Here is a 12,495-nt window from a genome sequence, read left to right on the forward strand (position 1 = left end):
TATAGGAGGTAGGACTTTTTGATATCTAGTATTACCTTTGTTATTGAAGAGAAAAATATTCACAGACTAATAGTATATTTTTTCTTATAATTTTGGTCACTAAAATGATGATAAATACAAAATTACTAAAGGTCTTTCTTCCAATTATAAGATTGGTCAAAAACAGACGCTTAAAATACCTTATTTAAAGGATTGAACTGTTCGATATATTCCTTCAAATGTTAGAAAAGATATATAAATAACGTTCAGCTGTCTTTTATACTGGAATAATGTAAAATCCTAGCCAATTAAAATAATAGATACGCTATAATATAATTACCATATACAGCACAGTTAAGGGCTCCAAGGAGGCACTTAACGATGAAAGGAAGCGTCAAAAAAGATAAGAAAACAGGAAAGTATTATTATACTGTAGACATTGGTATTGACCCTTTAACGGGTAAGAGGAAGCAAAAAAAGAAGAGGGGATTCATTACTAAAAAAGAAGCAGAAAATGCTTTAACAATGGTACTTTCAGAAGTTCATACAGGGGCATATGTAGAACCTAGTAAACTACTTTATGGTGAATATCTTGAGAGTTGGTTTAATACGAAGAAGCACAGTGTCGGTATTCAAACAGCAAGAGTACTGAAAGGATACTTAAATAGCCGTGTCATTCCTTCTCTAGGCAATATCAAACTAGCCAAGTTAACATCATTGCATATGCAAAACTACGTTACTTCACTGCGAGACGAAAGTTTAAAGAGGGGAACAATTGAGAAGATAATCAAAATCATTCGGAACTCTCTTGAACATGCAATAGATTTAGAGTTAATAAGTAAAAATGTTGCAGCTAAAACAAAGTTACCTAAAGCTGATAAGGAAGAGTTAACTGTGTGGAACGAACAGGAAGTACAGCTATTTTTGAAAGCTGCACAAGATAGCAGATATTCTATTGTCTTTCATATGGCTCTTGTAACTGGAATGCGGCAAGGTGAATTACTAGGGTTGCGCTGGAAAGATGTTGATTTAGAAAAGGGACATTTAACTATTAGTCAAACGTTAAGCCATGATGGAAAGACGTTCTTGCTTGGAGGAAAGACGAAATCAAGTTTAAGAAAGATACTATTACCTGCATCAACAGTAGCAAAGCTAAAGAAGTACAGAGCAGTCGTATTGAAAGAGAAGCTGAGTCAAGGTGAGGAATACCAAGACAATGACTTGGTGATGTGTACTCCTTCTGGAACGCCAATTAATCCTGCTAATGTGAGAAGAAGTCTAAACGCTTTGATTAAGAAAGCGGCTGTTCCGAAGATTCGCTTTCATGATTTACGTCATACGCATGCAACCTTACTATTAGCTAAAGGTGTGAATGTGAAGGTGATTTCTGAGAGGTTAGGACATAGTAATATCAAAATCACATTAGACACTTACTCACATGTGCTGCCTACAATGCAAGAAGATGCGGTAAACAAAATAGAAGAGATTTTGTAGGTAATGTGACCAATTCTGTGACCACTGGCGTTGTAGAGTATGAAAGTAAACAAATAAAAACCGCATCAAACGTTAATTTGACACGGTTTCTAACTATATGACCCCGACTGGCCTCGAACTCACGACCTCCACCCTGTCAAGGTGGCGCTCTCCCTGCTGAGCTACGGGATCTTCAAAAATACTTATGTAATAGCATCTTTAATAATAATGCTAAAGCAATTATATATAATTAACTGAAATTTTACAATATTTATACAGGGAGTTTTTAAAGATGGATCTTGTACAATCATGCTAGAAGTGAATAAAGGAATAATTAATAAGAAGGAAACTGAATAGAAAGTAGGTTTTAAATGTAGAGGTTATATTATTTACGATATTTATCCAAAGGGTTTTCATCGCTTAAATCAACAAGTAAAGGACATAAGAATAGCAAAGGTAAAGCAGCATTAGCATGATGAAAGGTATCGTTAGAAAGATATTGCCTTCCAAAACAATACGGACAATCTTTTTCAAATGTCATGAGTAACGACCATACATCTTTTATTTTCCACTTCGTCTTACAATATGTACAACGTGTCATAGAGTTCCTCCTCATTTTTAGTGTTTTTTAATATATTCCATTTAATTGTACGAAAGCAAAGTGTATTTGATGTGATAAAATGTAAGTTGTGTTGTTTTTATACGGATGCATTTAGTAATGTATGACAAATTGTATAACGTGTGATGGCTATGTAGAATAAGAGATTTTCACTTTCAATATTCAAATTGGCCAATATATCCTTTTTACAATTTACTTAAAATCATGTATAACAGAGATACAAGATTATTTTACCCCGCATTAACGGGCAGTAAGATCCCCGCTCAAAATTCAGCGAAAGCAAAGAAGTTAGGTGGGAGATCAACTGCCCGTAAAAGCCCGATTGGTGAAGGCTAATAATCCGTGGGGGATGAAGAAAACCCCCACGGATTAAAGTTTCACTTTATAAATATTCAAGAGTAGAGGGAGAATTATTGTAATGGTAAGAAAAACGTTCAAGATGCGCGTTTCTAGAAATAGAACGATTTCGATTAATGGCTCGATTCTTGATGTGGATGTTACGCATGATGAGTTTTTGCAAGAGCTTGTTGAGTGGGTCGATTCTAAAGGTTGGTCATTTATGGGGATGACGGATGAGATTACGCCTGAGGAAGCAAGTCAGAAGTTAATAGATTCGTTGATTGATGAGAAGGATAAGAAAGAGTAATTCCTTCTTATTTTTATTGTATAATTATGTCCTTTATCGTAAAAATATGATATAGTAAAAAATAGTGATTTTTCTTCCAATTTAATACAAATTACATATAGATTGGTAGATTCATTTTTTATTTGTAGGAGTAAAGTGAAAAGGGAGAGTCATATGGTAAATTTTAAGAAGATTTTGGCTTTTATTACAGTTATTAGTTTGTTTTTATTGACACCTATGACGTTGCGTGCTGAGACGAATATTGGAGTGAATCCGGAGCAAGTGGCACCACCACCTAAGGAAGGGCCAAATGTTTTTAGTCAGTTTGCAGCTACGATTGATGCGAAAACAGGTGATTTGTTGTATGACAAAAATGCACATCATCGTGCGTATCCAGCTAGTGTGACGAAAGTGTTAACAGCGATTTTGTTAATGGAGCATACGAAGCCAGAGGATCAGTTTACATTTTCGCAATTAGCATTAGATCAAGAGAAGAGCAATTATCAAATTGAGTTTCAACCCGGTGAGACGGTGAATAGAAATACCGCGCTTATGATTTTAATGGTGTTAAGTGCGAATGATGTGTCGTATGCGATTGCAGAGCATATTGGTGGAAGTGTTGAGAATTTTGCTAATATGATGAATGAAAAGGCAAAACAGTTAGGTGCTACAGATAGTCACTTTGTAACACCAAATGGACTGCATGATCCGAACCATTATACGACGCCGTATGATATCGCTGTGATTACGAGAGGTGTGCAAAAGTATCCTGAAATTTTGCAAGCGATGAATACGAAAAGAACGACAGTTACTACATCTAGGCAGACGGTTTCTATTTTTAATAAATCTATTTATTTTGAGAACCCATATAGTATCGGCGGTAAGACGGGGTTTACGAATGAGGCACGTAATACGCTCGTTTTATTAAATGAGAAAGATGGAAATCGTATTATAAATGTAGTAATGGCTTCTCAAAGACCTGAAATCTATGAGGATTTAAAGCAGATGGCGGAATATTCTTTTGGGCAATTTACGAAACAAACGGTGCTAGATAAACATAGTTGGCATCAAAAGACAACGTATTTAAATAAAGATATTGATAGCGAACTTGAAAAAAGTGCAGAGCTTGTGCTTAAGAAAGATGAAGGGAAAAATGTGAAAACTATTTTTCGGGCCGCTTCATTAGATAAAGACTCTTTGTATCATAAGGGAATCCATCGTGGTGAGGTAGTTGGTGCAGTTGATATTACGAAAAATAATCAAACAATTGCGACGATAAATGTTCTTTCAAAAGAAGATGTTACTTTTGCGATGCCTAAAAAAGATACAATTGAGCCTGAAATAAAAGAGTCAAATGTGAAAGTGATAAGTATTGGGATAGGTGCGATTGTATTAGTTGGAGTCATTTTATATGCTGTTGTGCGCCATAATAGACAAGGAATAAAATCAGAAGAAAAGTAAAAAAAGCATGAGGACTGTGAAGAGATTTTGTCACAGTCTTTTTTATATACGGAAAAGAAGTTTAACTAATAATTGTAAATTTTCTTATTGCAATAACTCGAAGTTCGTTATATCATTTACTTGTGTTCTTGTTAAAGAACGAAAGAGGCATTGCATACTTCAAATAATATAAAACAACGGAGAGGGAGAGAGACGATGAAATTAATTTGGAAGATAATTAGCAACGCGATCTCATTTGTTTTATTTGCATTGATGGTTTTCTTAGCTTTTGTAGTCATTTCTTCAAAAGCGAGCGGTGGGGATCCGACAGTGATGGGATATCAGTTTAAGAGTGTTCTTTCAGGATCGATGGAACCGACGTTTTTAACAGGATCAATCATTGCAATAGAGCCAAAGAAAGATGGTTCTAAATATGAAAAAGGTGATGTTATTACCTTTAAAGAGAAAGATCAAAAAATTATCACTCACCGTATTATCGGTGTGAAAGATACAAATGGAAAAGTAATGTATGAAACAAAAGGGGATAACAACAACGGACCAGATTTAGAACCAGTACTTGCAGAAAATGTAGTTGGGAAATATGCAGATATTACAGTTCCTTACGTTGGTTATTTACTGAATTATGCGAATTCAAAAGCGGGAGCAGCATTACTTCTTATTATTCCAGGCGTCTTTTTACTTGGTTATTCCGCGATTTCTATTTTTGGCGCTATTCGTAGCATTGACGGAGAAAAGAAAGATAAAAAAGTAGAACAATCCGTCTAGTTCGTTTGGTTATACTTTCCGTTTAGGAAGTTAACAAATATATATATATTAAGGGGATATGGACATGACTTTAAAGAAAAAGTTAGGAATGGGTATCACATCAGCAGTACTAGGAGCAGCATTAGTTGGTGGAGGAACATTTGCGTTTTTCAGTGATAAAGAAGTGTCAAACAATACATTTGCGGCTGGTACACTTGATTTAGCATTAAATCCATCAACAGTTGTTAATGTATCGAATTTAAAACCTGGTGATACAATTGAAAAAGAATTTAAACTAGAAAATAAAGGCTCTTTAAATATTAAAAAGGTTCTACTGAAAACAGATTATAATGTAGAAGATGTAAAGAAAGATAATAAAGATGATTTTGGTAAACATATTAAAGTAACATTCTTAAAAAATGTAGATAAGCATGAGACAATTGTGAAACAAACTACATTAGATAAATTGAAGGGTGACACACTTACAGCCGTAGATAATGATTTAGCTGCTTGGTTCTGGGATGAAAAAGGTATTTCTGCAGGTAAATCTGATAAATTCAAAGTGAAATTTGAGTTCGTTGATAATGGAAAAGATCAAAATCAATTCCAAGGCGATAAGTTACAATTAAATTGGACGTTTGATGCACAACAAACAGCAGGTGAAGAAAGATAATAATAAAAAAGGGCTATCATATGGATAGCCCTTTTTCTATTTTTCTAGTATATAGCTATCATTTTATATAGTTCTTTATTATAATAAAGATAATGTTCTGTATAAAGAACGTAATGTTCGATGGGAGAGATTAAGATGCTGAAAAGACCACGTAATTTAAAAAAGATGCTTATATTGCCGTGTATGTGCTCTATTACGTTTTATTTAGGATCTCAAGTTATGACGCATACAGAAGCGGCATTCATTCATGAAACGAAAGTAGAAGCGAGTATTTCTACAGCAATTATATTTCCGAAAACAGTTACTACATTAAAAGAACAGGCTGAGCAACATAAAAAGTTTATTGAGCATGAGTATGGAACAATGAAGGGGAAACTGAAAGTAACTTCTATTGAAGAAATAAAACAGGAAATTTCTGTATGGCAACAAGGTCGTGAGAAAATTGTTTCTGAGAAGGAAGCCTTGCAAAATGTATATACTGAAATAGAAGCTCCTTACAACCAAATACAGGAAGAATTAAAAGTAACTAAAGATGAGTCGATTCAAAAAGTAGCCTTATATGTGAGTGAAGGCTTTCAGATTATAAAAGAGAAGCGAGATTATATTGAGAAAGAAGTTAGTTTGAAAGCTATTGATGAGCAAATTCAGGCTCTACAGCAACAATTAAACGTTGCACTTGAAGCGGAAGGACAAAAGAAAGTAGAAGAACAGAAGAAAGTAGAAGAACAGAAGAAAGCAGAAGAACAAAAGAAAGTAGAAGAACAGAAGAAAGCAGAAGAACAAAAGAAAGTAGAAGAACAAAAGAAAGTAGAAGAACAGAAGAAAGCAGAAGAACAAAAGAAGGTAGAAGAACAGAAGAAAGCAGAAGAACAAAAGAAAGTAGAAGAACAGAAAAAGCTAGAAGAGCAGAAGAAAGCAGAGGAACAGAAAAAATAGAGACAGATAAAAGTGGGGTAACTGCTTTAGTGAAACAGCTGGAAAACAAGAATGTGGTGCAAGAGATAACGAGCGAATAAGCAAAACGATTAATGTTTTATAGGAGTGTGAGGGAACGTTAGCCCTCACCTCTTTGTCTTTCTTTTTTCTTATAATATGAAATGTATTTGCGTGTGAAAAAAGTTATAAATTAGTATAAAGTAGCATATATTATTTTCTGAAAAATCAAAACAATATTGAGAAATAAAAATAATTGAAAATACTAAAAAATGTTGTTGTATTTACATAAGTTTGTTCGTTATAATGAACTTAAGGTTTTTGAAAAAGAACAAATATTAGCATCGCTAATATAGTTTTATTTACATCTCTTAATTTATATAAGAGATAGCAATGTAAAAATACAAAAAACAGCTAGGGGGAATTGATTGTGAGTCTGAAAAAGAAATTAGGTATGGGAGTTGCATCAGCAGCATTGGGGTTATCTTTAATTGGTGGAGGAACGTTTGCATTCTTTAGCGATAAAGAAGTATCAAATAATACATTTGCAGCTGGGACGTTAGATCTTACATTAAACCCTAAAACGCTTGTGGATATTAAAGATTTAAAACCAGGGGATTCTGTTAAGAAAGAGTTCTTACTAAAGAACGATGGTTCGTTAACAATTAAAGACGTTAAATTAGCAACAAAGTATACTGTGAAAGATGCAAAAAATGATAATGCTGGGGAAGACTTTGGCAAGCACATTAAAGTAAAATTTATTTGGAACTGGGATAAACAAAGTGAGCCTGTATATGAAACAACTTTAGCAGACTTACAAAATGCGGATCCAGATCTTTTAGCTAAAGACATCTTTGCTCCTGAGTGGGGAGAAAAAGGTGGATTAGAAGCTGGTACAGAGGATTATCTATGGGTACAATTTGTATTCGAAGATAATGGTCAAGACCAAAATAAATTCCAAGGTGATACATTGAATTTAGAGTGGACATTCAATGCTAACCAAGAAGCTGGGGAAGAAAAATAAAAAAAAGCGGGTATCCCCCGCTTTTTTTTATAAAGAAAAAGAAGTGCCAGTTTTTAAGCACTCCTTTTTATATATTATTTTTGATTTTTCTTCCATTGTGTAAATTCAAGAAATTCACGAAACTGTTCTTTAGAGACACCAGAGTTCATTGCGTCTTTAACGAGCTGTGTCCATTCGGAGTCTAGGCGAGCTTCTTTTTCTGTTTCGTCATGAAGTAAAGTATCAACTGGAATTTGTAGAACTGCTGCGATTTTTTCAAGAAACTGAATGGAAGGGTTTTTTTGTAAATTTCGTTCTATAGAACTAATGTAAGATTTAGCAACACCAGCTTTTTCGGCAAGTTCAGTTAATGAAATACCTTTTTGTAAACGAAGGCGTTTTATACGTTCTCCAATCATGTTTGCGCACCTTTCTATCAATATGTCGTCGTCTTATGATGTCATTATTATAACATAAACTTCGTTAAAAAGAACAAGGCTATTGAGCTTGACTTGATGGCTTCATACGTTGGAAAAAGTGTTCGATATCTTGTAGGGCGATACCAGCATCTAGAGCTTCAAGTATTAAATCAATCCATTCTTGATCCAGTGTGTCCGTCTTATCTTTGTACAATTGTAATTCCTCCCTAATTATCGGTCATAACTGCTGCTACAGAATAAATGATAATAAAACCGAATTTTTTATTTTATGTATCGAATTATCAAATATTGTGTAGGTAAAACAAAGATAAAATCCCCATTAAACTCCCTCGATGGAAATAATTATAAATTGTTCGATAAAAACTTTCAATATTTTCAGAAAACATTGTTGAATTGTGATATATCCGTATACTAACTATGAAATTTTTACAAATATATTAAAAAAATTACATAATATAACTAAATATTGAAAAAATATTGAATTTTTAATAAAATTCAAATTGTAATACATATTATTTATTAGGGGAGGAAATAAGGGATGAACAAGAAACCATTCAAAGTATTATCATCAATTGCTTTGACAGCTGTATTAGGTCTTTCATTTAGCGCGGGCACTCAGTCTGTGTACGCTGAAACGCCTGGGAATAAAGCAGCTACGAGCCCAGTTGATGACCATTTAATTCCAGAAGAGCGTTTAGCAGATGCACTGAAAAAGCGTGGGGTAATTGATTCGTCAGCTTCAGAGAAAGAAACAAAGAAAGCTGTCGAAAAGTATGTAGAGAACAAAAAGGGTGAAAATCCTGGGAAAGAAGCAACGAATGGGGATCAACTTACGAAAGAAGCATCAGACTTTTTAAAGAAAGTGAAAGATGCGAAAGCAGACACGAAAGAAAAACTAAATCAGCCAGCAACAGGGACACCTGCAGCGACAGGCCCAGTTAAAGGCGGATTAAATGGTAAAGTACCAACTTCTCCAGCAAAACAAAAAGCATATAACGGCGATGTTCGTAAAGATAAGGTACTTGTTTTACTTGTAGAGTACGCTGACTTTAAACATAACAACATTGATAAAGAACCTGGTTATATGTATTCGGAAGACTTTAACAAAGAACACTATGAAAAAATGTTATTCGGTGATGAGCCATTCGCATTAGAGGATGGAAGCAAAATCGAAACGTTTAAACAATATTACGAAGAGCAATCCGGTGGTAGTTACACAGTGGACGGAACAGTTACAAAATGGTTAACAGTTCCTGGTAAAGCTGCTGATTACGGTGCAGATGCTGCTACAGGTCATGATAATAAAGGACCAAAAGGACCACGTGATCTAGTAAAAGATGCATTAAAAGCAGCTGTAGATAGCGGTCTTGATTTATCACAGTTTGATCAGTTCGATCAATACGATGTAAATGGTGATGGAAATCAAAATCAACCGGATGGTTTAATCGATCACTTAATGATTATTCATGCGGGTGTTGGACAAGAAGCTGGCGGTGGTAAATTAGGTGATGATGCAATTTGGTCACATCGCTGGACAGTTGGACCAAAGCCGTTCGCAATTGAAGGTACGCAAGCGAAAGTTCCATATTGGGGCGGAAAGATGGCAGCATTCGACTACACAATTGAACCAGAAGATGGTGCGGTTGGTGTATTTGCGCATGAATATGGTCATGATTTAGGTCTTCCAGATGAGTATGATACAGACTATACGGGTCATGGTGAGCCAATTCAAGCTTGGTCTGTTATGAGTGGCGGTAGCTGGGCTGGTAAAATCGCTGGAACAACGCCAACAAGTTTCTCACCACAAAATAAAGAGTTTTTCCAAAAAACAATCGGTGGTAACTGGGCAAATATCGTAGAAGTAGATTACGAGAAATTAAATAAAGGTATTGGTCTAGCAACATATTTAGACCAAAGTGTTACGAAATCTAACCGACCAGGTATGATTCGTGTTAACTTACCAGATAAAGATGTAAAAACAATTGAGCCAGCATTTGGTAAACAGTATTACTACAGCACAAAAGGTGACAATCTTCACACGAAAATGGAAACACCACTGTTTGATTTAACAAATGCAACGAATGCGAAATTCGATTTCAAATCATTATATGAGATTGAAGCTGAGTATGATTTCCTTGAAGTACACGCTGTAACAGAAGATGGACAACAAACGTTACTTGAAAGACTTGGCGAGAAAGCAAATAGCGGAAATGCAGATTCGACAAATGGAAAATGGATTGATAAATCATATGATTTAAGTCAATTCAAAGGTAAGAAAGTAAAATTAACATTTGAGTACATTACAGATGGTGGTTTAGCATTAAATGGTTTCCTACTTGATAATGCATCATTAACAGTAGATGGTAAAGTTGCATTCTCAGATGATGCAGAAGGTACATCACAATTTAAATTAGATGGTTTCGTTGTTTCTAGCGGAACAGAGAAGAAAAAACATAACTACTATGTAGAGTGGAGAAACCATACTGGATCAGATAGCGCATTGAAATTTGCTCGCGGTCCAGAATATAACTCAGGTATGGTTGTATGGTATGCAGACTCAGCTTACTCAGATAACTGGGTTGGTTTACATCCAGGACACGGTTTCCTTGGTGTAGTTGATTCTCATCCAGAAGCAATTGTAGGAACTTTAAATGGTAAGCCGACAATTGACAGTAGTACACGATTCCAAATCGCTGATGCGGCGTTCTCATTCGACAAAACGCCAGCTTGGCAAGTTGTATCTCCAACGCGTGGAACGTATACGTACAATGGCTTAGCTGGTGTACCGAAGTTTGATGATTCGAAAACGTATATTAATCAACAGATTCCAGATGCAGGACGTATTTTACCGAAGCTTGGTCTTAAGTTTGAAGTAGTAGGACAAGCTGATGATAATTCTGCAGGTGCTGTTCGTTTATACCGTTAATACCGTAAAACTACCGAGAGATTTTCTTTCGGTAGTTTTTTGTGAGCAATGAATTTTATATAAAAGAAAAAATTATATATAATGTAATTTTACGAGTAAAAAAGTTCTATATAAATAATGAAAGAATTGGATAAAAATAGTGGGAGAAGGTGAATAGATGAGCATTTCTTCTATTGTAAATAAACAAAAGCAATATTTTTATAATGGATATACGAGAAGTATAGAAACAAGAAAAAATAATTTAAAAAAGCTTTATGATGGAATTCAGCGTTTTGAAGAAGAGATATTTCAAGCATTGAAATTAGATTTAAATAAGTCAGTTCATGAGTCGTTTACAACGGAAGTGGGATATGCATTAAAAGAAATTTCTTTTCAATTGAAACATATGTCATCGTGGAGTAAACCGAAGCGAGTTCGAACAGCATTAACTCATTTCGGATCGAAGGGGAAGGTAGTACCAGAACCGTATGGCGTGACGCTTATTATTGCGCCATGGAACTATCCGTTTCAGTTAGCAATTGCACCTCTAGTAGGAGCGCTGGCAGCTGGGAATACAGTTGTTTTAAAGCCGTCAGAGTTAACGCCTAACGTTTCAAAAGTGCTTACGAGAATGTTAGAGGAATTATTCCAAGAAGAGCTTGTAGCGGTAATAGAAGGCGGGATAGAAGAGAGTACGGCATTGTTAAAGGAAAGGTTTGATTATATTTTCTTTACAGGTAGTGTTGGTGTTGGAAAAGTTGTGATGGAAGCAGCAGCCAAAGAGTTAACGCCGCTTACGTTAGAACTTGGCGGAAAAAGCCCATGTATTGTACATAAAGATGCAAAAATAGATGTAACAGCAAGGCGGATTGTTTGGGGTAAGTTTTTAAATGCAGGGCAGACATGTGTAGCACCGGATTATATGTACGTTCATTCTTCCGTGAAAGAACAGTTAATTGAGGCGTTAAGACATGAAATTACGGAGCAGTATGGAAAAGAGCCACTGAACAATGACAATTACGTAAAAATTGTGAGCGAGCGTCATTTTGAACGATTATGTCGATTCTTACAAGATGGTCAAGTCGTAATTGGCGGGAACTATAAGAAAGATACATTACATATTGAGCCGACAATAGTAACAGATATCACGTGGCAAGATGCTGTTATGGAAGATGAAATTTTTGGTCCGATTTTACCGATTATAGAGTATGACAAAATAGAAGATGTTATTGGCACAATTCAGCAACATCCGAAGCCGTTAGCGCTATATGTATTTTCTGAAAATAAAGAAGTGCAAAAGAAAGTGACGAGTAATATTTCATATGGCGGAGGGTGCATTAATGATGTTGTCTATCATCTTGCAACGCCATATTTACCTTTTGGGGGCGTTGGAAGTAGTGGATTAGGTAGTTATCATGGGGAAGAAAGTTTTCGGACTTTTTCACATTATAAAAGCATTTTAGCCCAATCTACGGCATTCGATATGAAAATTCGTTACTCTTCTACAAAAAGTGCTTTAAAATTCATACGAAAGTTGTTAAAATGATGATGGTGTTTATCAGTAGGCGTAGCCGTATGATAATAGCCCCTTCGCAATGGAAGGGGTTTTTCTGTTCGACATTATGTATCATGAAAAAATG

Annotated in this window: 12 protein-coding genes; 9 read left to right on the forward strand and 3 right to left on the reverse strand. The window is 35.2% G+C overall.

What is annotated here, in order from left to right; genetic code table 11:
- Nucleotides 1–360 precede the first annotated feature (360 nt).
- Nucleotides 361–1,473 (forward strand): tyrosine-type recombinase/integrase, encoded by a 1,113-nt coding sequence (locus ACS2MN_RS07705; RefSeq protein WP_346994110.1) that lies wholly within the window; start codon nucleotides 361–363, stop codon nucleotides 1,471–1,473.
- Nucleotides 1,474–1,837: 364 nt separating this feature from the next.
- Here the strand turns inward: ACS2MN_RS07705 and ACS2MN_RS07710 are convergent, their stop codons facing one another.
- Nucleotides 1,838–2,053: a hypothetical protein gene (locus tag ACS2MN_RS07710; RefSeq protein ID WP_000196285.1), complete on the reverse strand. Its 216-nt coding sequence runs from the start codon at nucleotides 2,051–2,053 to the stop codon at nucleotides 1,838–1,840.
- Between the two features lie 436 nt (nucleotides 2,054–2,489).
- On the opposite strand from ACS2MN_RS07710, the gene ACS2MN_RS07715 reads away from it, so the two are divergent.
- From ACS2MN_RS07715 to calY, 6 genes are all read left to right on the forward strand, one after another.
- On the forward strand, nucleotides 2,490–2,717 hold the full coding sequence (locus tag ACS2MN_RS07715) for a hypothetical protein (RefSeq protein WP_000251867.1): 228 nt from the start codon (nucleotides 2,490–2,492) through the stop codon (nucleotides 2,715–2,717).
- Nucleotides 2,718–2,870: 153 nt separating this feature from the next.
- On the forward strand, nucleotides 2,871–4,157 hold the full coding sequence (locus ACS2MN_RS07720; protein WP_088055450.1) for a D-alanyl-D-alanine carboxypeptidase family protein: 1,287 nt from the start codon (nucleotides 2,871–2,873) through the stop codon (nucleotides 4,155–4,157).
- 195 nt (nucleotides 4,158–4,352) lie between these two features.
- Nucleotides 4,353–4,922, forward strand: a complete 570-nt coding sequence (gene sipW / locus ACS2MN_RS07725; protein WP_000767788.1) for a signal peptidase I SipW — start codon at nucleotides 4,353–4,355, stop codon at nucleotides 4,920–4,922.
- A gap of 64 nt (nucleotides 4,923–4,986) precedes the next feature.
- Nucleotides 4,987–5,574, forward strand: a complete 588-nt coding sequence (locus ACS2MN_RS07730; protein WP_000172853.1) for a CalY family protein — start codon at nucleotides 4,987–4,989, stop codon at nucleotides 5,572–5,574.
- A gap of 120 nt (nucleotides 5,575–5,694) precedes the next feature.
- Nucleotides 5,695–6,510, forward strand: coding sequence for a DUF4047 domain-containing protein (locus ACS2MN_RS07735; protein WP_390191367.1), 816 nt, complete (start codon nucleotides 5,695–5,697; stop codon nucleotides 6,508–6,510).
- 427 nt (nucleotides 6,511–6,937) lie between these two features.
- Nucleotides 6,938–7,531 (forward strand): biofilm matrix protein CalY, encoded by a 594-nt coding sequence (calY, locus tag ACS2MN_RS07740; RefSeq protein ID WP_000053720.1) that lies wholly within the window; start codon nucleotides 6,938–6,940, stop codon nucleotides 7,529–7,531.
- Nucleotides 7,532–7,605: 74 nt separating this feature from the next.
- On the opposite strand, the gene ACS2MN_RS07745 is transcribed toward calY, so the two are convergent.
- Together ACS2MN_RS07745 and ACS2MN_RS07750 are read right to left on the reverse strand one after the other, a co-directional pair.
- Nucleotides 7,606–7,929, reverse strand: a complete 324-nt coding sequence (locus ACS2MN_RS07745; protein ID WP_000578873.1) for a helix-turn-helix domain-containing protein — start codon at nucleotides 7,927–7,929, stop codon at nucleotides 7,606–7,608.
- Nucleotides 7,930–8,008: 79 nt separating this feature from the next.
- Complete coding sequence (locus ACS2MN_RS07750) at nucleotides 8,009–8,143, reverse strand: anti-repressor SinI family protein (protein WP_000276222.1); 135 nt, start codon at nucleotides 8,141–8,143, stop codon at nucleotides 8,009–8,011.
- A gap of 345 nt (nucleotides 8,144–8,488) precedes the next feature.
- Here ACS2MN_RS07750 and inhA1 point away from each other — a divergent pair, with 345 nt between their 5' ends.
- A complete protein-coding gene (inhA1, locus tag ACS2MN_RS07755; protein WP_088055448.1) occupies nucleotides 8,489–10,876 on the forward strand; it encodes a M6 family metalloprotease immune inhibitor InhA1 in 2,388 nt (795 codons plus the stop codon).
- Between the two features lie 157 nt (nucleotides 10,877–11,033).
- Nucleotides 11,034–12,401, forward strand: coding sequence for an aldehyde dehydrogenase (locus ACS2MN_RS07760; protein WP_087949144.1), 1,368 nt, complete (start codon nucleotides 11,034–11,036; stop codon nucleotides 12,399–12,401).
- Nucleotides 12,402–12,495: the final 94 nt, after the last annotated feature.

The organism is Bacillus cereus group sp. BceL062, from assembly GCF_051780025.1.
Lineage (GTDB): Bacteria > Bacillota > Bacilli > Bacillales > Bacillaceae_G > Bacillus_A > Bacillus_A toyonensis.

Bases quoted from the DNA above. Each gene is read 5' to 3' on its own strand.
- ACS2MN_RS07705 (WP_346994110.1), top strand. From the start codon at position 361: ATGAAAGGAAGCGTCAAAAAAGATAAGAAAACAGGAAAGTATTATTAT.
- ACS2MN_RS07710 (WP_000196285.1), bottom strand. From the start codon at position 2,053: ATGACACGTTGTACATATTGTAAGACGAAGTGGAAAATAAAAGATGTA.
- ACS2MN_RS07715 (WP_000251867.1), top strand. From the start codon at position 2,490: ATGGTAAGAAAAACGTTCAAGATGCGCGTTTCTAGAAATAGAACGATT.
- ACS2MN_RS07720 (WP_088055450.1), top strand. From the start codon at position 2,871: ATGGTAAATTTTAAGAAGATTTTGGCTTTTATTACAGTTATTAGTTTG.
- sipW (WP_000767788.1), top strand. From the start codon at position 4,353: ATGAAATTAATTTGGAAGATAATTAGCAACGCGATCTCATTTGTTTTA.
- ACS2MN_RS07730 (WP_000172853.1), top strand. From the start codon at position 4,987: ATGACTTTAAAGAAAAAGTTAGGAATGGGTATCACATCAGCAGTACTA.
- ACS2MN_RS07735 (WP_390191367.1), top strand. From the start codon at position 5,695: ATGGGAGAGATTAAGATGCTGAAAAGACCACGTAATTTAAAAAAGATG.
- ACS2MN_RS07745 (WP_000578873.1), bottom strand. From the start codon at position 7,929: ATGATTGGAGAACGTATAAAACGCCTTCGTTTACAAAAAGGTATTTCA.
- inhA1 (WP_088055448.1), top strand. From the start codon at position 8,489: ATGAACAAGAAACCATTCAAAGTATTATCATCAATTGCTTTGACAGCT.
- ACS2MN_RS07760 (WP_087949144.1), top strand. From the start codon at position 11,034: ATGAGCATTTCTTCTATTGTAAATAAACAAAAGCAATATTTTTATAAT.